The sequence below is a fragment of the Sulfitobacter litoralis genome, assembly GCF_900103185.1.
GTDB lineage: Bacteria > Pseudomonadota > Alphaproteobacteria > Rhodobacterales > Rhodobacteraceae > Sulfitobacter > Sulfitobacter litoralis.
Window position 1 is genome coordinate 21,924 of sequence record NZ_FNJD01000016.1, and the last position, 17,996, is coordinate 39,919.

Annotated in this window: 18 protein-coding genes; 11 read left to right on the forward strand and 7 right to left on the reverse strand. The window is 59.8% G+C overall.

What is annotated here, in order from left to right:
- Window positions 1-15: 15 nt before the first annotated feature.
- Genes BLQ98_RS12785 through BLQ98_RS12795 form a run of 3 tightly spaced genes read right to left on the reverse strand, consistent with a single transcriptional unit; the run spans window position 16 to window position 2,477 of the window.
- On the reverse strand, window positions 16-822 hold the full coding sequence (locus tag BLQ98_RS12785) for a carbohydrate ABC transporter permease (RefSeq protein ID WP_093733703.1): 807 nt from the start codon (window positions 820-822) through the stop codon (window positions 16-18).
- A complete protein-coding gene (locus tag BLQ98_RS12790) occupies window positions 822-1,694 on the reverse strand; it encodes a carbohydrate ABC transporter permease (protein ID WP_093733704.1) in 873 nt (290 codons plus the stop codon). Before BLQ98_RS12790 ends, BLQ98_RS12785 begins: the two co-directional genes overlap by 1 nt.
- Before the next feature lie 27 nt (window positions 1,695-1,721).
- Window positions 1,722-2,477, reverse strand: coding sequence for a DeoR/GlpR family DNA-binding transcription regulator (locus BLQ98_RS12795; RefSeq protein ID WP_093733705.1), 756 nt, complete (start codon window positions 2,475-2,477; stop codon window positions 1,722-1,724).
- A 287-nt stretch (window positions 2,478-2,764) separates the two neighbouring features.
- Between BLQ98_RS12795 and glpD the strand changes: the two genes are divergently transcribed.
- The 10 genes from glpD (at window position 2,765) to BLQ98_RS12845 (ending at window position 14,204) form a co-directional block, all read left to right on the forward strand.
- Window positions 2,765-4,378 carry a glycerol-3-phosphate dehydrogenase gene (gene glpD, locus BLQ98_RS12800; protein ID WP_093733706.1) on the forward strand — a complete coding sequence of 538 codons (1,614 nt, stop codon included), beginning with the start codon at window positions 2,765-2,767 and terminating at the stop codon, window positions 4,376-4,378.
- Between the two features lie 13 nt (window positions 4,379-4,391).
- A complete protein-coding gene (locus BLQ98_RS12805) occupies window positions 4,392-5,480 on the forward strand; it encodes an ABC transporter ATP-binding protein (RefSeq protein WP_093733707.1) in 1,089 nt (362 codons plus the stop codon).
- 15 nt (window positions 5,481-5,495) lie between these two features.
- On the forward strand, window positions 5,496-6,575 hold the full coding sequence (locus BLQ98_RS12810) for an ABC transporter ATP-binding protein (RefSeq protein WP_093733708.1): 1,080 nt from the start codon (window positions 5,496-5,498) through the stop codon (window positions 6,573-6,575).
- 51 nt (window positions 6,576-6,626) lie between these two features.
- Window positions 6,627-7,502, forward strand: a complete 876-nt coding sequence (locus BLQ98_RS12815; protein WP_009826626.1) for a carbohydrate ABC transporter permease — start codon at window positions 6,627-6,629, stop codon at window positions 7,500-7,502.
- Window positions 7,502-8,341 carry a carbohydrate ABC transporter permease gene (locus tag BLQ98_RS12820; RefSeq protein WP_093733709.1) on the forward strand — a complete coding sequence of 280 codons (840 nt, stop codon included), beginning with the start codon at window positions 7,502-7,504 and terminating at the stop codon, window positions 8,339-8,341. The genes BLQ98_RS12815 and BLQ98_RS12820 overlap by 1 nt, the downstream gene beginning before the upstream one ends.
- Window positions 8,342-8,365: 24 nt before the next feature.
- On the forward strand, window positions 8,366-8,638 hold the full coding sequence (locus BLQ98_RS12825) for a DUF2160 domain-containing protein (RefSeq protein WP_005852584.1): 273 nt from the start codon (window positions 8,366-8,368) through the stop codon (window positions 8,636-8,638).
- Window positions 8,639-8,709: 71 nt separating this feature from the next.
- Window positions 8,710-10,431: an ABC transporter substrate-binding protein gene (locus tag BLQ98_RS12830; protein ID WP_093733710.1), complete on the forward strand. Its 1,722-nt coding sequence runs from the start codon at window positions 8,710-8,712 to the stop codon at window positions 10,429-10,431.
- A gap of 153 nt (window positions 10,432-10,584) precedes the next feature.
- Window positions 10,585-12,072: a glycerol kinase GlpK gene (gene glpK / locus BLQ98_RS12835; protein ID WP_093733711.1), complete on the forward strand. Its 1,488-nt coding sequence runs from the start codon at window positions 10,585-10,587 to the stop codon at window positions 12,070-12,072.
- 10 nt (window positions 12,073-12,082) lie between these two features.
- Entirely contained in the window at window positions 12,083-13,066 is a 984-nt protein-coding gene (locus BLQ98_RS12840; protein ID WP_093733712.1) for a class 1 fructose-bisphosphatase, read from the forward strand.
- A gap of 4 nt (window positions 13,067-13,070) precedes the next feature.
- Window positions 13,071-14,204, forward strand: coding sequence for an iron-containing alcohol dehydrogenase (locus BLQ98_RS12845; protein WP_093733761.1), 1,134 nt, complete (start codon window positions 13,071-13,073; stop codon window positions 14,202-14,204).
- A gap of 142 nt (window positions 14,205-14,346) precedes the next feature.
- Here the strand turns inward: BLQ98_RS12845 and dusA are convergent, their stop codons facing one another.
- Window positions 14,347-15,360: a tRNA dihydrouridine(20/20a) synthase DusA gene (dusA, locus tag BLQ98_RS12850; protein ID WP_093733713.1), complete on the reverse strand. Its 1,014-nt coding sequence runs from the start codon at window positions 15,358-15,360 to the stop codon at window positions 14,347-14,349.
- Between the two features lie 287 nt (window positions 15,361-15,647).
- On the opposite strand from dusA, the gene BLQ98_RS12855 reads away from it, so the two are divergent.
- Entirely contained in the window at window positions 15,648-15,866 is a 219-nt protein-coding gene (locus BLQ98_RS12855) for a hypothetical protein (RefSeq protein ID WP_093733714.1), read from the forward strand.
- 17 nt (window positions 15,867-15,883) lie between these two features.
- On the opposite strand, the gene BLQ98_RS12860 is transcribed toward BLQ98_RS12855, so the two are convergent.
- The 3 genes from BLQ98_RS12860 to ccmI are packed head-to-tail and all read right to left on the reverse strand — an operon-like array spanning window position 15,884 to window position 17,875.
- Window positions 15,884-16,126 (reverse strand): DUF1289 domain-containing protein, encoded by a 243-nt coding sequence (locus BLQ98_RS12860; protein ID WP_093733715.1) that lies wholly within the window; start codon window positions 16,124-16,126, stop codon window positions 15,884-15,886.
- 40 nt (window positions 16,127-16,166) lie between these two features.
- A complete protein-coding gene (gene ruvX, locus BLQ98_RS12865; protein ID WP_093733716.1) occupies window positions 16,167-16,652 on the reverse strand; it encodes a Holliday junction resolvase RuvX in 486 nt (161 codons plus the stop codon).
- On the reverse strand, window positions 16,649-17,875 hold the full coding sequence (gene ccmI, locus BLQ98_RS12870) for a c-type cytochrome biogenesis protein CcmI (protein WP_093733717.1): 1,227 nt from the start codon (window positions 17,873-17,875) through the stop codon (window positions 16,649-16,651). Before ccmI ends, ruvX begins: the two co-directional genes overlap by 4 nt.
- Between the last annotated feature and the right edge of the window lie 121 nt (window positions 17,876-17,996).

The window sequence follows — 17,996 nt, forward strand, 5'->3', positions numbered from 1 at the left end:
AGGGTGGGGCGGCCTCTAGACCCGCCCGACCTTGAACCCGCGCGACAGGTGGTTGCGCATGGCAAAAAGCAGCAACGCCCCCGGCAGCATCGAGGTCAGCGTGAACGCCATGACCATGCCGATATCCGTGTGAAACCCGAACATCGCGCTGAGCGCCATAGAGATTGGTTTGCCATTCGTGGTGGTCAGGATGCGGGCAAAAACGACCTCGACCCAAGAGAACATGAAGCAGAAGAACGCCGTGACCGCGATGCCCGGCGCGATCTGCGGCAGCAGAATTTTCCAGATGTAGCGGGGACGTGAATAGCCGTCGAGGAACGCCGTCTCGTCCATCTCTCGCGGCACGGCGGCGATAAAGCCCTGCAAGATCCAGATCGACACCGGCAAGTTGAACAGACAATGCGCCAAGGCGATGCCGGTGACCGAGTTGACGATGCCAAGCACGGAAAACAGCTGGAATATAGGCAGGGTCAGCACCACCGGCGGGGTGATGCGAAAGGCGATGAAGCTGAAGAACAGGTGTTTGTCCCCCAAAAACGACAGCCGCGCAAAGGCATAGGCGGCGGGCAGGGCGACGGGGATGGTGATGGCAATATTGATCAGCACATAGGCGACTGAATTGCCAAAGGCCGCGCGCAGGCTCGGATCGGCCCAGATCGCGCGATAGTTGCGCAGCGTCGTCTCGCCCAAGCTCAGCCCGTCCTGCGCGAGCGTCGCGGTAAAGCTCAGCACCGTCATCTGCACCAGCGGCAGGATGGTAAAGAGGATAAACGCCCCCAACAGCCCCAGTTTGATTACAGGCCATGCCCGACGCGGTATCATCACGGCACCCCCGGTTTGGGATCATCAAGCTTGGCCTGAACCTTGGTGAACACCCACGCCACACACAGCACGATCAGGAAATACAGCACCGATCGCGCGGCCGAGGGGCCGTAGTTGAACGCCTTGATCTCCTCGCCCAGATCGACGGCGAGGAACAGGCTGGCCTCGGCTGGGCCGCCGGCGTTGATCGGGAAGGCCTCTGTGTAGATCATGAAACTGTCCATGAACCGCAACAGCACCGCCATGAGCAATACGTGCTGCAAACGCGGCAATTGGATATGGCGGAACACCTGCCAGGGCCGCGCGCCGTCGATGGCAGCGGCCTGATACAGCGGATCGGGGATTGTCGTCAGCGCGGAATAGGCAAGGATGACCACGAGGCTGGTCCAATGCCACGTGTCCATCGCAAGGATCACCACCCATGTCAGCACGGCGCTGTCTTTCCACGCGGCGGGCCAGCCGTAACCCGCCAACCACTGCCCCAAAATGCCTGTGTCGCCATTCATCAGGCTCAGCCAGAGGGCAGGGATCATGTTCCACGGTACGAGCAGCGGCAGCGATAGCATTGCCAATGCGGCCCCCGCCCAGAACCGCCCGCGCGGGATGCAAAGCGCCAGCGCGATCCCCAGTGGAATCTGGATGCACAGCACGAAGGTTGAAAACAGCGCGCTGCGCCCAAAGCTCGCCCAGAAACGCGGTGCGGTGATCAGATCACGGAACCATTCGGTGCCGATCCAGAACCGCGATTGCAGGGTGAAAATCTCGAAAAAGGAATAGTTGATGATGGTGACCAGCGGGATCAGTCCGACAACGCCCAGCAGAATGCAGGCGGGAGCCACAAAGAACCAGCCGGTCTGGTCGCGGTGTTTCATGGTCTGGTTTTCATCGCTAGGCCAAGGTCAGACCGTGACAACAGAGGTGCCCCAGCCAACACATTCGGCCGTTAAGGAGTCGGGCAGCCGGTGATCGGTAAAGAGCGTGTTCACATCACGCAATGAACAAATGGTCAGCGGGGCCTTACGCTGGAACTTCAGGTGATCGGCCACGACCATCACCGTGCGCGACCGCCCGATGGCAGAACGGCTAACCAGCACCTCTTGACCATCGAAATCCAGTAAATCGCCGTCCGCATCGATGGCCGAACAGCCCAGAACCGAGAAATCGAACTTGAACTGTTTGACCATCTCGGCGGTCAGCCCGCCCACCATGCCGCCATCCGCACGGCGCAAAACACCACCCGTCAGGATGATCTCGCAGCTTTGGTTGGCGGCGAGGATATTGGCGATGTTGAGGTTGTTCGTCACCACCAGCAGGTTTTCGTGACGCAGCATTTCCTGCGCGACCGCCTCGGTACTGGTGCCGATGTTCATGAACACTGACGCCCCATGCGGGATCGCCTGCGCACAGTGTTCGGCGATGGCACGTTTGCCTTCTTCGTTCAGGCGGCGGCGTTCGTCATAAACAATGTTCACCACCCCCGACGGGATCACCGCGCCGCCATGCACCCGTTCCAGCTTGCCACTTTCAGCAAGCTCGGACAGGTCGCGGCGGATGGTCTGCACGGTGACATTATACGCCTCTGCCAGCCCGTCGACGGTGACTTTGCCGTCTTTGCGTGCCAGCTCTAGAATCTCGCGCTGTCTGAAATTTGACATATATCCCCCCGGTCTTGGGCCGTGGATGCAGTTGTTTTCTGCACACCCGTCCAAAGCGTACAATCTACGTTAAGCGAAGCACGTCAAGGCCGCGAATCGTGGTATATCGTTCATACTGCGCGAAAATGCGCGTCTATGGGCAGATTAAGACGCTTAAAATCAAGGCTCTAGGTGAAAACGAAAAGAAACGAACGTTCGATCTTGAAAAACGAAGGGGCTTGGTGTCTTTTGTCACGACGTCCCGCAAACCTGTCTGCGAGACGCGATAATGATGCGGGGAGGCTTCATTGAGCCAGCTTGATACAGAACACAGCGTCGATCTTTTCGTGATTGGCGGGGGCATTAACGGCTGCGGTATTGCGCGCGATGCCGTGGGCCGTGGGTTTAGCGTCGAGCTGGCCGAGATGAACGATCTGGCCTCTGCGACATCGTCTGCTTCGACCAAGCTGTTTCACGGCGGGCTGCGCTATCTGGAATACTGGGAGGTCCGCCTTGTGCGCGAGGCGTTGATCGAACGCGAAACCCTGTTGAAAGCGATGCCGCATATCTCATGGCCGATGCGGTTCGTACTGCCATATCATAAGGATATGCGCTTTGAGGGGGATACACCCACGTCCAAGCTGCTGAATGTCTTTATGCCGTGGATGAAGGGGCGTCGCCCTGCGTGGCTGATCCGCTTGGGTCTGTTCATGTATGACAATCTGGGCGGGCGGCAGATCCTCAAGGGGACGACCGCGGTTGATCTGACAAACACGCCCGAGGGCGCACCGCTGCACGACAAGTTCGAAAAGGCCTATGAATATTCCGACTGCTGGATCGAAGACAGCCGTCTGGTGGTGTTGAACGCCCGCGATGCCCAAGCCCGCGGCGCGCGGATCAACACCCGGACCAAGGTTGTCTCTGCCGAGCAGGTCGATGGCATGTGGCAGGTCACGCTGGAACCAAAAGACGGCGGCCGCCAACGCGTGGTACACGCCAAGATGCTGGTCAACGCCGGTGGCCCTTGGGTGGAAAACGTGATCCGCAACACCGTGCGCATCAACTCGTCGGAAGGGGTGCGGCTGGTGCGGGGCAGCCATATCGTGACCCCCAAGCTCTATGACCACGATAAATGCTACTTCTTCCAAGGCGAAGACGGGCGCATCATTTTCACCATTCCCTACGAGACGGATTTCACCCTGATCGGCACCACGGATGCCGACCACGAGCACGTGTCCGAAAAGCCGGTCTGCACGCCTGAAGAGCAGGACTATCTTGTTCGGTTCGCGTCGAAGTATCTGAAAAAGCAGATCACCACGGATGACATCGTCTGGACCTATTCCGGTGTGCGCCCGCTTTATAACGACGGGGCGAGCTCTGCCACAGCGGCGACGCGGGACTATGTGCTGAAGGTCGACACATCCGCCGGTGCGCCGGTGTTGAACGTCTTTGGCGGCAAGATCACCACCTACCGCCGTTTGGCCGAAAGCGCGCTAGAGAAGATCCAGCCCTATTTCGCCAATGACGCCAAACCCTGGACGGCGGGTGTCGCCTTGCCTGGCGGAGATTTTCCGGTAGACGGCGTGGCGGCGTTGAAACAAGAGTTGCAGGACCGCTACGGCTTTTTGACCCAACGTTGGGCCGATCGTCTGGTCAAAGCCTATGGGCGCGAGGCATTTGATGTCTTGGGCGACGCGCAAACCGCGGCAGATCTGGGGCGTGATTTCGGTGCGACCCTGACCGAGCGAGAGGCCAAGTGGCTGATCGACAAGGAATTTGCCCGCACCGCTGACGACATCATCTGGCGCCGGTCCAAACTGGGCCTGCGGCTTGACGCGGATGAATTGAACACGTTGGAGGCATGGATGGTGGAAACCACCGCCACGCCCGCCGACAACACTACAGCCGCCACTGGCGCGTGAAGGGGAGAGGAACATGTCGCTCGTTTTGCAAGGCGTGTCCAAGGTCGTAAACGGCCAGACGCATATTCATCCGACAGATCTTGAGCTGCAGTCCGGCACCATGAACGTGCTGCTGGGGCCGACATCTGCGGGCAAGACTTCCCTGATGCGGTTGATGGCGGGGCTGGATGTGCCCAACACCGGCAAGGTGATCTGGAACGGCGAGGATGTCACCGGCATGCGCGTTCAGGATCGCGGCGTGGCGATGGTGTATCAGCAGTTCATCAACTATCCGTCGATGACCGTCTATAACAACATCGCGAGCCCTATGCGGTTGTTGGGCAAATCTAAGTCCGAGATCGACAGTGCCGTGCGCAAGGCCGCCGATCTGATGCAGTTGACGCCCATGCTAGACCGCAAGCCACTGGAACTGTCGGGCGGCCAGCAACAACGCTGTGCCTTGGCGCGGGCATTGGTCAAGGACGCAGGGCTGGTGCTGCTGGACGAACCGCTGGCGAACCTCGACTATAAACTGCGCGAAGAGCTGCGTGCCGAGATCCCCAAGATCTTTGAAGAGGCCGGGTCGATCTTTGTCTATGCGACAACCGAACCCGAAGAGGCACTTTTGCTGGGCGGGAACACGGCAACCCTTTGGGAAGGGCGCATCACGCAGTTTGGTTTGACCCCTGTGGTCTACCGCCAGCCCGTTGATGCCACCACGGCGCGTGTCTTCTCTGATCCGCCGATGAACTTTTTGAACATCACCAAAGCAGGCGACACCCTAACCTTCGGCGACGGCAAGAAAGTCGCGGTATTCGGCAGCTTTAAGGCTGTGGCCGATGGCAACTATGTCGCGGGCTTCCGGCCCAACCACCTTGAGCTGACCAAGCAGTCCGCCGACGCGCTGGAATTTGCAGGCAAGCTGAACGTGACCGAGATCACGGGCTCCGAAACCTTTATCCACCTTGATCACCACGGTGAAAACTGGGTCGGTCTGGTGCACGGGGTCAAAGACCTCAAGATCGGGGCACCGCTGAACGTCTATCTTGACCCGAAACATGTTTATATCTTTGCCGAAGACGGCACATCCGTGGCCCCCGCATCCTATGCGGCAGCGGCCTGAGGGAGGACCGGACCAATGGCAAAAATCACCCTTGATAACTTGGCGCATTCCTATTTGCCCAATCCCACCAGCGAAGATGATTTCGCGCTGAAGGAACTGAACCACGACTGGGTCGACGGCGAAGCCTACGCGCTGCTCGGCGCGTCGGGTTGCGGTAAATCCACGTTGCTGAACATCATCTCGGGCCTGCTGCATCCCAGTCAGGGCCGCATCCTGTTCAACGACCGTGACGTGACCAACGACCCGACGACCAAGCGCAACATCGCGCAGGTTTTCCAGTTTCCAGTGGTCTACGACACGATGACTGTGCGCGATAATCTGGCGTTCCCCCTGCGCAACCGGGGGGCGGATGCGTCCTATGTTGCCGAGCGTGTGCAGCAGATCGCGGGGATGATCGGCATGGAAGACATGCTGAACCGCAAGGCGCGCGGGCTGACGGCGGATGCGAAACAGAAAATCTCGCTCGGGCGGGGGATGGTGCGCGAAGACGTGAACGCGCTGCTGTTTGACGAACCGCTGACCGTGATCGATCCCCATATGAAGTGGGAACTGCGCACACAGCTGAAATCACTGCACCATGAATTTGGTCACACGATGATCTATGTGACCCACGACCAGACAGAGGCGCTGACCTTTGCTGACAAAGTTGTCGTCATGTACGATGGCCGCGTGGTCCAGATGGGCACCCCACAAGAGCTGTTCGAGACACCGCAGCACACGTTTGTGGGCTATTTCATCGGTTCGCCCGGTATGAATGTGCTCGACGCGGCGGTGACCGGTGACAAGGCCGTCATCGGCGGCCACGAGATCGCCTTGGGCCACGGGTTTGCGCCGCTGGACGGTAAGGTCGAACTGGGCGTGCGGCCTGAGTTCACACGGCTTGCCACGGGCGAGGCGGGGCTGCCCGTCACGATCAAACGGATCGAGGACGTAGGCCGTCACAAGATCGTGCGTGCTGACTTTAATGGCACTGAAATCAACGTGATCGCCGAAGAGGGTGCCGAGATTTCGCCGGATATGAACCGCATTGTTTTCGACCCTGCCGGGGTGAATGTCTATGCCAACAGCTGGCGCGTTGCGCCGCAGGGGGCGTGAGATGATCCAATCCGCCGCTTTCCCGCTGACCCTCGCTGAAAGGACCGCGTCATGAACAAGACCGTCAATCAAAAGGCCTGGTTCCTTGTGCTGCCCGTGCTGCTGCTGGTGGCTTTCTCTGCCGTGATCCCGCTAATGACCGTGGTGAACTATTCCGTGCAGGATGCTTTCGCCGGAGATTTCTATCCGCTTGACGACAAGCTCGAGTGGTTCAAACAAATGCTGGCGAGCGAACGGATGTGGAATGCCTTGGGGCGCCAGGTAACATTCTCAGTAATCATTCTGGCGATTGAAATCCCGCTGGGGATCTTTGTCGCGCTGAACATGCCCAAGAAAGGGTTCTGGGCCTCGCTGTGTCTGGTCCTGATGTCGCTGCCGCTGCTGATCCCGTGGAACGTGGTCGGTACCATTTGGCAAATCTTCGGCCGCGTGGACATTGGCCTGTTGGGCTACACGCTGTCGGCCTTGGGCATCGACTATAACTACACTCAAGATTTCTATGCCGCATGGATCACTGTGATCGTGATGGATGTCTGGCACTGGACGTCGCTGGTGGCGCTGCTAGCCTATGCCGGTCTGCAATCCATCCCCGACGCCTATTACCAAGCAGCCAAGATCGACCAGGCGAGCCGCTGGAAAGTCTTTCGCTACATCGAGCTGCCCAAGATGATGGGCGTCTTGATGATCGCAATCCTGCTGCGCTTTATGGACAGCTTTATGATCTATACCGAACCGTTCGTCGTGACGGGCGGGGGGCCGGGTAACTCTACCACCTTCCTGTCGATCGATCTGGTCAAGATGGCCCTCGGGCAGTTTGACCTTGGTCCTGCGGCGGCGTTCTCGATCATGTATTATCTGGTGATCCTGCTGATCTCCTATGTGTTCTACACCGTGATGACGAACCTTGATAAAAGGGATGGCCACTGATGTCTGATCTTGCACAAAAAAGAGCGTTTGCCCTGCCCAAGATCAAGGGCAATGCGATTGTCATGGCGCTCTATCTGCTGTTCCTGCTGCTGCCGATCTACTGGCTGCTGAACATGAGCCTCAAGACCAACACCGAGATCCTGAACAGCTTTACCCTGTGGCCAGCCGATCTGACGTTCGACAACTATCTGACGATCCTCACGGACGCGTCGTGGTACACGGGCTATCTGAATTCGATGGCCTATGTGGTGATGAACATGGTGATCTCGCTCGCGGTGGCGCTGCCTGCGGCCTATGCCTTCTCGCGCTACAGCTTCATGGGCGACAAGCACCTGTTCTTCTGGCTGCTGACCAACCGGATGGCCCCGCCCGCGGTTTTCGCGCTGCCGTTCTTCCAGCTGTATAGCTCCGTCGGGCTGTTTGACACGCATATCGCGGTGGCCTTGGCGCATTGTCTGTTCAACGTGCCGCTGGCGGTGTGGATCCTAGAAGGGTTCATGCGCGGCGTCCCGAAAGAGATCGACGAGACGGCCTATATCGACGGCTACAGCTTCCCGCGCTTTTTCATCCGCATCTTCACGCCGCTGGTGGCGTCGGGGATCGGGGTCACGGCCTTCTTCCTGTTCATGTTCAGCTGGGTTGAGCTGCTGCTGAGCCGGACGCTGACCAGCGTGGATGCCAAGCCGATTGCCGCCACCATGACCCGCACCGTCGGGGCCGCCGGCATCGACTGGGGTGTGCTGGCCGCGGCAGGCGTGCTGACCATCTTGCCAGGCGCATTGGTGATCTATTTCGTGCGCAACTACATCGCCAAAGGCTTTGCCTTGGGCCGCGTTTAATAAAGAAAGACCGGAGGACACATTATGGACTGGATGGCTTGGACTTGGCCCACCGCCGCTTTCTTTGGGATCATCGCGGTGACGTTGATCACCTTTACGATCCTTGCAATCAAATTCCCCGAAGTGCCGCGCGCCGGTATACTGGGGATGGAAACGACGCGCGGTGACCGTTTGTTCATCACGCTTCTGGGCTCGGCCTTTATCAATCTGGCTTGGCTCGGGCTGCTCAGTGCACCCCAATGGGGGGCATTGGTTGTCTGCCTTTTCTATGCCATCGCGGTTTTCCGCTGGGTATAAAAGAGGAATATAAGGGGGGCCGGTCTGCAAGAACCGGACCTCTCAAATGTTCAATTCTAGGGAGGAACATCATGAACTTGCGCTTAAAGGGAACGACTGCGATCGGACTTGCGGCTTGCATGTTTGCCGCACCTGCGTTCGCCGACATGGAGGCCGCAAAGGCTTTCCTTGATAAGGAAATCGGCGATCTGTCCGCGCTGTCGCGGGAAGACCAAGAATCCGAACTGCAGTTCTTTGTCGACGCTGCAAAACCGTTTGAAGGCATGGCGATCAACGTTGTGTCCGAAACAATCGGCACGCACACATATGAATCCACAGTTCTGGCCCCCGCTTTCGAAGCGATCACCGGCATCAAGGTCACCCATGACCTGATCGGCGAAGGTGACGTTGTCGAAAAGCTGCAAACACAGATGCAGTCGGGCGAGAACATCTATGACGCCTATATCAACGATTCCGACCTGATCGGGACGCACTGGCGCTATCAACAAGCCCGCAATCTGTCCGACTGGATGGAAGGCGAAGGCAAGGCCGTGACCAACCCCGGTCTTGACCTCGAAGACTTCATCGGCCTGTCGTTCACGACCGGCCCCGATGGCAAGATCTACCAGCTGCCCGACCAGCAGTTCGCGAACCTTTATTGGTTCCGCTACGATTGGTTCAACGACGAACAGAACAAGGCTGATTTCAAAGAGAAATATGGCTACGATCTGGGTGTTCCGGTCAACTGGTCCGCATATGAAGACATTGCTGAATTCTTCACCGGTCGCGACCTGTCGCGTCTTGGCGTCGAAGGCGAAGTCTTTGGCAACATGGACTACGGCAAGAAAGACCCGTCGCTTGGCTGGCGCTACACCGATGCGTGGCTGTCGATGGCTGGTGCCGGTGACGTAGGTGAACCAAACGGTCTGCCCGTCGACGAATGGGGTATCCGCGTCAACGAAAACTCGCAGCCTGTAGGTTCTTGCGTTGCGCGTGGCGGTGCCACAAACGGGCCAGCAGCGGTCTATGCTGTGACCAAAGCGATCGAATGGCTGCAGAAGTATTCGCCTCCGGCGGCTGCAGGCATGACCTTCTCTGAAGCGGGCCCAATTCCAGCGCAAGGCAACGTCGCCCAGCAGATGTTCTGGTACACCGCCTTTACCGCAGCATCGGTAGAGCCTGATCTGCCCGTGATGAACGAAGATGGCACGCCGAAATGGCGCATGGCACCTTCGCCACACGGCGCATATTGGTCTGAGGGCACCAAGATCGGGTATCAGGATGCCGGATCGTGGACGCTGATGAAATCCACGCCAGTGGACCGTGCACAGGCCGCGTGGCTCTATGCGCAGTTCGTCACCTCCAAGACAGTGGACGTAAAGAAAAGCCATGTTGGCCTGACCTTCATTCGTGAATCGTCGATCCAGCACGAAAGCTTTACAGAGCGTGCACCGAAACTGGGTGGTCTGGTTGAATTCTACCGTTCGCCAGCGCGCGTTCAGTGGTCCCCAACCGGTACCAACGTGCCTGACTATCCAAAGCTGGCGCAGCTGTGGTGGCAGAACATCGGCGACGCAATGTCCGGTGCGAAGACACCTCAGGAAGCGCTTGATGCCCTGTGCGCCGATCAGGAAAAAGTCCTGATCCGTCTGGAGCGTGCCGGCGTTCAAGGGGACATTGGCCCCAAGATGAACGAAGAGCGTGACGCAGAGTACTGGCTGTCCCAGCCCGGTTCGCCCAAAGCGAAACTGGAAAGCGAAGACGAAGAGCCACAGACCATCGCCTATGATGAGCTGATCAAATCCTGGCAGTAAGCCACTCTTTCCGGGGCCGGTTCGCTGGCCCCGGAACCTATGATTTTCCAACAACGCCGACATCCGTCATTGCCCTGACATCTGGTCGGGCCTGCCGACCCTTGCTAGGATACGGCACCATCTGACGGTTGCTACACTTCCAAAGGGACGCGCATGACGTATATCCTTGCCATTGACCAAGGCACCACCTCCACACGGGCCATCGTTTACGATGACACGATGACGTCGATTGCCAGCGCCCAGGAAGAATTCCCCCAGCATTTCCCTCAGTCCGGCTGGGTTGAACATGATCCCAATGATCTGTGGCGCACGACGCAGGCGACTTGCCGCGGGGCCATCGACAAGGCAGAGATCAAGGCAGGCGATATCGCCGCAATCGGTATTACCAACCAGCGCGAAACCGTCGTGGTCTGGGACAAGGCGACCGGCCGCCCGATTTATAACGCCATCGTCTGGCAGGACCGCCGCACCGCTAGCCAGTGCCGCACCCTGCGCGATGCGGGCCACGAAGAGATGTTCACCGACCGCACCGGCCTGCTGCTGGACCCCTATTTCTCGGGCACCAAGCTGGCTTGGATATTAGACAACGTCGAAGGTGCCCGCGACCGCGCGGCCAAGGGCGAGCTGCTGTTTGGCACTGTCGATTGCTTCTTGATCTGGAAGCTCACCGGTGGGGCGTCCCATGCGACGGACGCCACCAACGCCGCGCGCACCATGCTGTATGACATCCGCAAAGGCCGGTGGAGCCGGTCGATCTGTGACCTGCTCGACATCCCGATGGAGATGTTGCCAGAGGTCAAGAATTGCGCCGATGATTTCGGCAGCACCGCCCCCGATATTCTGGGCGCTGCCGTGCCGATCCACGGGGTCGCGGGCGACCAGCAGGCGGCGACCGTGGGGCAGGCGTGTTTCGAGCCGGGGATGCTGAAATCCACCTATGGTACGGGCTGTTTCGCGCTGATGAACACGGGCGACACGCCGGTGCGGTCGGAAAACCGGCTGCTCACCACCATTGCCTATCAATTCGATGGCAAGCCGACGTACGCGCTCGAAGGGTCGATCTTTGTCGCAGGGGCCGTGGTGCAATGGCTGCGCGACGGGTTGCAGATCATTCAGGATTCCGCCGAGACTCAGGGGCTGGCTGAACAGGCCGACCCGCATCAGAACGTGGTGCTGGTACCAGCCTTTGTCGGGCTGGGTGCGCCCTATTGGAACCCCGATTGTCGCGGCGCTGTCTTTGGTCTGACCCGCGGCACCGGGCCTGCCGAAATGGCCAAGGCAGCGCTGGAAAGCGTTGGCTACCAGACACGCGACTTGCTGGAAGCGATGGCCGCCGACTGGAAAGCCGATGGCGTGCAGCCTACTTTGCGGGTGGATGGTGGCATGTCTGCCAGCGACTGGACCATGCAATTCCTGTCTGACATCATCAACGCCCCCGTCGACCGGCCCACGGTGCATGAAACCACCGCCCTCGGGGTGGCGTGGCTTGCGGGGATGCACGCGGGCGTTTATCCTGATCAGGAACAGTTCGCGAAATCGTGGACACAGGAAACCCAATTCACGCCGAAAATGGACGATGACCAGCGCGACGCGAAATATGCGCTCTGGAAAAAGGCCGTTGACGCGACCCTGAATTTTTAAGGAAATCTTCATGACAGCCCCCACGCTTCGCCGGTATCTGACACACAACAGCTTTGATCCCGATCTGGTTTTTCTGCTTGAAGACATCGCCTCGGCGTCGCGTTTGATCGCCGGTCTGGTGCGCCGCGGCGCGTTCGAGGGCAACCTTGGTGCCGCCGGAGAGATCAACGTTCAAGGCGAGGCGCAGAAAACGCTCGATATCATGGCCAACGATGTGTTCGAGCGTGAGTGTGCCAACAGCCCGCGTCTGGCAGCACTTGTGTCCGAAGAGGTCGAAGAGGTCACCTGGCTGAAAGAGCCGCAAAAGGGCGACTACCTGCTGTATTTCGATCCGCTGGATGGGTCGTCGAACCTTGATGTGAACCTGTCGGTGGGCTCGATCTTTTCGGTCATGCAGGTACAGGCCGATGGGGACCGCAACGTGCTGCACAACGGCCGCAACCAGATTTGCGCGGGCTATGCGATCTACGGCCCCTCGACCATGTTTGTGGTCACCAAGGGCGACGAAGTGGCAGGCTTCAGTAGCGATCCGGACACTGGCGAGTTCAGCCTGACGCACCCCCAGATGACCGTACCGGCAGAGACCTCGGAATATGCGATCAACACCTCGCGCGCACGCTATTGGTATGCCCCCGTCAGCCGTTACGTGGACGAGGCCGTCGCCGGCAAGGAAGGCCCCCGTGGCCGGTCGTTCAACATGCGCTGGACCGCGTCGATGGTCGCGGATGTGCACCGCATCCTCACCCGTGGCGGCGTCTTTCTGTACCCCGCTGACAGCAATAATCAAAAGACCGGCGGCAAGCTGCGGCTGATGTACGAGGCGAACCCGATGGCGATGGTGATCGAGGCCGCGGGCGGTGCGGCATCGACAGGGAAGGGCGCGATCATGGATGTCGCCCCCACGGCACCGCACCAACGCGTGCCGGTGATCCTTGGCTCGCGCGACGAGGTTGCCGTGCTCGACGCCTATCACGCAGATGGCGCTGACAGCTAAGCCGATGTTCTCGTTTTTCTCTCCGCAAGCGCTGCACTTCGGACGTGGACAGGCCGCGCAGACCGCAGCGTTGGCCGCTGGGTTTGGGAAGCGTGTGCTGATCGTGCACGGGTCCAATGCTGCCCGCGCTGCGTGGCTGATCGAAGATTGCCAAGCGGCGGGGTTGTCTGTTGTCAGTGAAGGCTGTGGGGCAGAGCCAAGTTTACCTGCACTGGAGGCCGCACTTGGCCGTATAGGCGCAGATCAACCCGACGTGCTCATCGCGGTTGGCGGTGGCTCGGTGATCGACTTTGCCAAGGCGCTTGCGGCGCTGATCCCCTGCGCGAAGGCACCTTTGGAGTACCTCGAAGGGGTAGGGGGCGGCAAACCGCTCGACACCGCGCCTTTGCCGATGATTGCCCTGCCGACCACGGCGGGCACGGGGGCAGAGGTCACCAAGAACGCTGTGATCGCTGTGCCGGAACATGGGGTCAAGGTCAGCCTGCGTGACGCGCGGATGATACCCAACATCGCGATTGTGGATGCGGCCCTGATGCAGGGCGCACCGCGCCACGTGACTCTCGCGGCAGGGTTGGATGCGGTGACGCAGGTGATCGAACCTTACCTGTCGGTCAAGGCGACACCGATGACGGATGCGCTGTGTCAGGCGGCGATCCCCAAAGGGCTGGCTGCGCTGCGCGCGATCGTAGAGCAGGACGCAGCAGATGCGTGGGACGACATGGCATGGGTCAGCACCTGCGGTGGTTTGGCACTCGCGAATGCAGGTCTGGGGGCTGTGCATGGCTTTGCCGGTGTCATCGGTGGCCAGACCGGTGCCCCGCACGGAGAGATCTGCGGTGCCTTACTGCCGGCTGTCCTGGCGTCTCATGTGGAAAAGGCAAAAGCGGGCACGCAGGTGCACACACGGCTGATGTGGATCTTGGACCTGATCGATACCGCATTCGAGGTGGAGACAGGGGCAGGGCTGTCTGCCTTGCGCAACTGGTCCCGCGACATGGGGTTGCGCGATCTGGTTCAGATGGGACTGGACCCCGACGATCACGCGCAGGTGGCCCAGCTTTCGGCTGGGGCGTCGTCGATGAAAGGCACGCCTTTCTCCCTGACGCACGAAGATCTTATCGCGATCCTGCGCGCCTGATGTAAGGTACTGGGGGCGTAAAATCCCTAGTGTTTCACGCAGCTTGGCAACCGCGGTGATGCCACCGTTCGTCATGCCATTCCAACGAAGGGGGCGGCATCTTGAGAAACGGCGGTTCTTCCGCCGTAGAGGATGGCTATCGTTAAACCGTCTCTTGCGCCTCGGCCAATGTCTGCATGGCGTCTAGTGCTTCGAGCAACACCTGACGGTCGGCACCGGGTCTTGAGGCTTGCTCGGACAGCGTCCGTCGCCAGACCCGCGCGCCGGTGCGCCCCGCGAAAAGGCCCATCATATGCCGCGTGATCTGGTTCAGCCTGCCGCCATGATCAAGATGCGCATCGATATAGGGCAGCATGTGCGCCACAACATCTTCGGGGGTGGTATCTTGCCCCGTGCCGTAAATCCGGCGATCTGCTTGGGCCAAAATATCGGTGGGATTGTGATAGGCGCTACGCCCGATCATCACACCGTCCAGCCCCGCATCCAGAAACGCCTCTGCCTGATCAAGAGACGTGATGCCGCCGTTAACCGAGATATGCAGGTTCGGGAATAGCCCCTTCATCCGGTGGACAATGTCGTAGTCCAACGGCGGGATGTCGCGGTTTTCCTTGGGGCTCAAGCCTTGAAGCCACGCCTTGCGCGCATGGATCGTCACACGTTCGCAGCCCGCACCGACGATCTGAGCCAAAAATTCGGGCAGCACCTCTGCCGGGTTCTGGTCGTCGACACCGATCCGGCATTTGACCGTGACGTCCACATCAACCGCACGGCGCATGGCTGCAACCGATTTGGCCACAAGAGCCGGCTGCTCCATCAACACCGCGCCAAAGCAGCCCGACTGCACACGATCCGACGGGCACCCCACGTTCAGGTTGATCTCGTCATACCCCGCCTGCGCCCCGATCCGCGCCGCTTCTGCCAGCTCGTCCGGATCGGACCCGCCGAGCTGCAAGGCCACGGGGTGCTCTGACACATCGTGATCCAGCAAATGCACAGCACCACCGCGCACCAAAGCCGGCGAAGTCACCATTTCCGTATAAAGCAACGTCTCTTTCGAAAACAGCCGGTGCATGTAGCGGCAATGACGGTCCGTCCAGTCCATCATAGGTGCCACGGACAGGCGCGCGGCGCGGGTGATGTTGGATTTATATCCCATGAGGGTCTGAGCCTTGTCGTTTATCGAACTGGAAATATGGGGGTTCGGAAGGGTCAATGCTATAGCCGCGCGCCCAAGGCAAGGGCCAGCGGTTCACATACCGTGCACCAGCGGTTTGCCCAAATCGGAGGCATCAGTTTGTGCCCTAGGGCTTTCAGCGCATTTATTACCCTGATTTTGCCTAAATCCTGCCATATCTTCACACTTATATCACACTGTCGGAGCCAAACTACCGACAGGCGACCGAGAATCGAATCGATCGGCGCACAAATTGAACGACACGAGAGATGGCAGAGATGAAGATGACCAATACAGTGCAAGATCAGCAGACCAATATCCTCACGTTTGTGCCCGCTGTTGCGACATGGAAATGTATTACCGTGGCACAACATTTCGGGTCGACACCGGTGGTGCCGGCGGCGAATGAGAACTACGCGCCGCAGGATCACGAAGGCGCACAAACCCGCAGGGAAATGCTTGATTTCCTGTACCGTGTCGCCCGCTGAACTAAGCGCGTGACGTCTTAATCCTTGGCACCGCGTTTTAGCCGTGCGGCCCGACCGCCACGCCGTTTTGCCAACGTGCCCGCCCGCGATGGAAGGTCGGCCATGACGCTACGGCGCTCTTGGGGCGACATGCGCGACCAGGCACCGATTTCGTCGATGGACCGAAAGCAACCTGTGCACAAACGTGTTTCGGGATGCACCACGCAGAGCTTCACGCAGGGGCTTTCTACTTCGTCCCGTTTCCAAATATCGTCGCTCATGCCTGTTTCCCTACGCTTTCTCGCGATTGACGCCGTGGCCCTATGCCGATGTCCCTTGCGCCTTGATGACACGTAAGCGGTCGAGCACCCCTTGCAAGATATAGCCCGCAGCCACGTGGTCGATCACCTCGGCGCGGCGTCGGCGCGACGTGTCCGCCTCGAGCAGGGCGCGTTCTGCCGCGACCGTGCTGAGCCGTTCATCCCAGAACCCGATGGGGATATCCCCCAACCGGTCAAAGTTGCGCGCAAAAGCCCGCGTAGATTGACAGCGCGCGCCTTCTGACCCGTCCATATTGCGGGGCAGTCCCAACACGAGGCCGCCGATCCTGCGTGCTGCGATGATCTCTGACAGGCGGGCAGCATCAACGCCAAACTTTTTCCGGCGCACGGTTTCCAGCGGCGTGGCGATCGACAGGAAACTGTCCGTGACCGCAACGCCGATAGTTTTCTCGCCAAGGTCCAGACCGATCAGTGCCTGCATCGGGGGCAGGGCGGCGGCGAATTCGGTGATATCGTCATAGATCATTCGGTCACTCCGGCGCGTTCGCCCGCGCGTTGAATATCATCCATTGCGGCAGGGTCATCGGCAAACACCTCTACCGCGTTTTCATAGATCGACCGGGCGCGTGCCGTTTCGCCAAGCACCCCTAACGATGAAATCAGTCGCGCCCAATCTTCGACGGGTCCGCCTTGGGTTGCCAGCCGTGATGACAGCGTTTCAACCATGCCGCCAATCATTTCCATACGCTCGGCGGGGGTCATGTCCTGTGCCGCGTCCACATCCTCTGTCGAAGGGCCTCGTAGGGCACCGCTACCAATCTCGGGGACGGTGTAGTCCACGCCGGCCAGCGTGGCGATAGGACCGATCTGCGCGAGAATAGGCGCGATCCAGGGGGCGTCTTCGGGGCCGCGCCGCAGCAACCCGTCCCACATGCGGAACGCGAGATCGGGGCGCCCCGTTTGCACCAACATCAAGCCCCAATAATACCGCGCGGTGCCGTTCTCGACCTCACGCGATAGCACAGCACGCAGCACCGCTTCGGCCTCGGGCGAGACATAGCCGCCTGCGGCCATTACCATCAGTTCGGCATAGCCCGACACTTCCTCGACCGAGGCTTCCGTGCCTTTCAGGCGCACGACTTTGCCCTGTGCAGCCGCCGCAGCGGCGTAGTTGCCCACGCGCGCCTCGTTCTGGGCCAGCAGCATGTTGCCTTGGATGTCATCGGGTCGCGCGGCAACCGTGTCACGCAGACGCGTCAGCAAGGCTTGATACTCCGAGCTTAGCTCGGGCGGCAGGTCGGCGGCAGGCAGCTCTGCTTCGGCGGTGGCTTGATCAGGACGGTTCAGGCGCATGTCTTCGGCCCGTGCGATGCGGTCCTGCAACGCAAGATCGCCATAGCCCGGTGCCCCCAACTGCCAGTACAGGGCCAAGCTGCCGCCCAGCAATACAACCGCGATGACCGAGGTAACGACAGGCGAGGGTTTGCCTCCGGCGGATACAACGATGTGACCCGCGGCATCAGCGGCCAGAATACGGCGCGAGATTTCGGTGCGCACACGGGTCGCATCGGCGTCGGGCAAAACACCGCGGGCCACGTCACGTTCGACCTCGGCCAGTTGATCGCGATAGACTTGAACGTCATGCGCAGCACCGATTTCGGCAGGCATGCTTGCCCCGCGGGACAAGGCACGCGCCAGCAATACGGTCACGAGCGCGGCCCCTGCGGCGGCAATGATCCAGAAACTCATAAAGATGCGGTCCAGTAATTATAGCTGATGCACATCTAACCGCTGCGGGGCGGTGACAAAAGGGGCCATATTGATGCACCTCGTCGCGGCCGGGGCATGGTTTTTGCCCGATTGCGGCGTA

Bases quoted from the DNA above. Each gene is read 5' to 3' on its own strand.
- BLQ98_RS12785 (WP_093733703.1), bottom strand. From the start codon at position 822: ATGATACCGCGTCGGGCATGGCCTGTAATCAAACTGGGGCTGTTGGGG.
- BLQ98_RS12790 (WP_093733704.1), bottom strand. From the start codon at position 1,694: ATGAAACACCGCGACCAGACCGGCTGGTTCTTTGTGGCTCCCGCCTGC.
- BLQ98_RS12795 (WP_093733705.1), bottom strand. From the start codon at position 2,477: ATGTCAAATTTCAGACAGCGCGAGATTCTAGAGCTGGCACGCAAAGAC.
- BLQ98_RS12805 (WP_093733707.1), top strand. From the start codon at position 4,392: ATGTCGCTCGTTTTGCAAGGCGTGTCCAAGGTCGTAAACGGCCAGACG.
- BLQ98_RS12810 (WP_093733708.1), top strand. From the start codon at position 5,496: ATGGCAAAAATCACCCTTGATAACTTGGCGCATTCCTATTTGCCCAAT.
- BLQ98_RS12815 (WP_009826626.1), top strand. From the start codon at position 6,627: ATGAACAAGACCGTCAATCAAAAGGCCTGGTTCCTTGTGCTGCCCGTG.
- BLQ98_RS12820 (WP_093733709.1), top strand. From the start codon at position 7,502: ATGTCTGATCTTGCACAAAAAAGAGCGTTTGCCCTGCCCAAGATCAAG.
- BLQ98_RS12825 (WP_005852584.1), top strand. From the start codon at position 8,366: ATGGACTGGATGGCTTGGACTTGGCCCACCGCCGCTTTCTTTGGGATC.
- BLQ98_RS12830 (WP_093733710.1), top strand. From the start codon at position 8,710: ATGAACTTGCGCTTAAAGGGAACGACTGCGATCGGACTTGCGGCTTGC.
- glpK (WP_093733711.1), top strand. From the start codon at position 10,585: ATGACGTATATCCTTGCCATTGACCAAGGCACCACCTCCACACGGGCC.
- BLQ98_RS12840 (WP_093733712.1), top strand. From the start codon at position 12,083: ATGACAGCCCCCACGCTTCGCCGGTATCTGACACACAACAGCTTTGAT.
- BLQ98_RS12845 (WP_093733761.1), top strand. From the start codon at position 13,071: ATGTTCTCGTTTTTCTCTCCGCAAGCGCTGCACTTCGGACGTGGACAG.
- dusA (WP_093733713.1), bottom strand. From the start codon at position 15,360: ATGGGATATAAATCCAACATCACCCGCGCCGCGCGCCTGTCCGTGGCA.
- BLQ98_RS12855 (WP_093733714.1), top strand. From the start codon at position 15,648: ATGGCAGAGATGAAGATGACCAATACAGTGCAAGATCAGCAGACCAAT.
- BLQ98_RS12860 (WP_093733715.1), bottom strand. From the start codon at position 16,126: ATGAGCGACGATATTTGGAAACGGGACGAAGTAGAAAGCCCCTGCGTG.
- ruvX (WP_093733716.1), bottom strand. From the start codon at position 16,652: ATGATCTATGACGATATCACCGAATTCGCCGCCGCCCTGCCCCCGATG.
- ccmI (WP_093733717.1), bottom strand. From the start codon at position 17,875: ATGAGTTTCTGGATCATTGCCGCCGCAGGGGCCGCGCTCGTGACCGTA.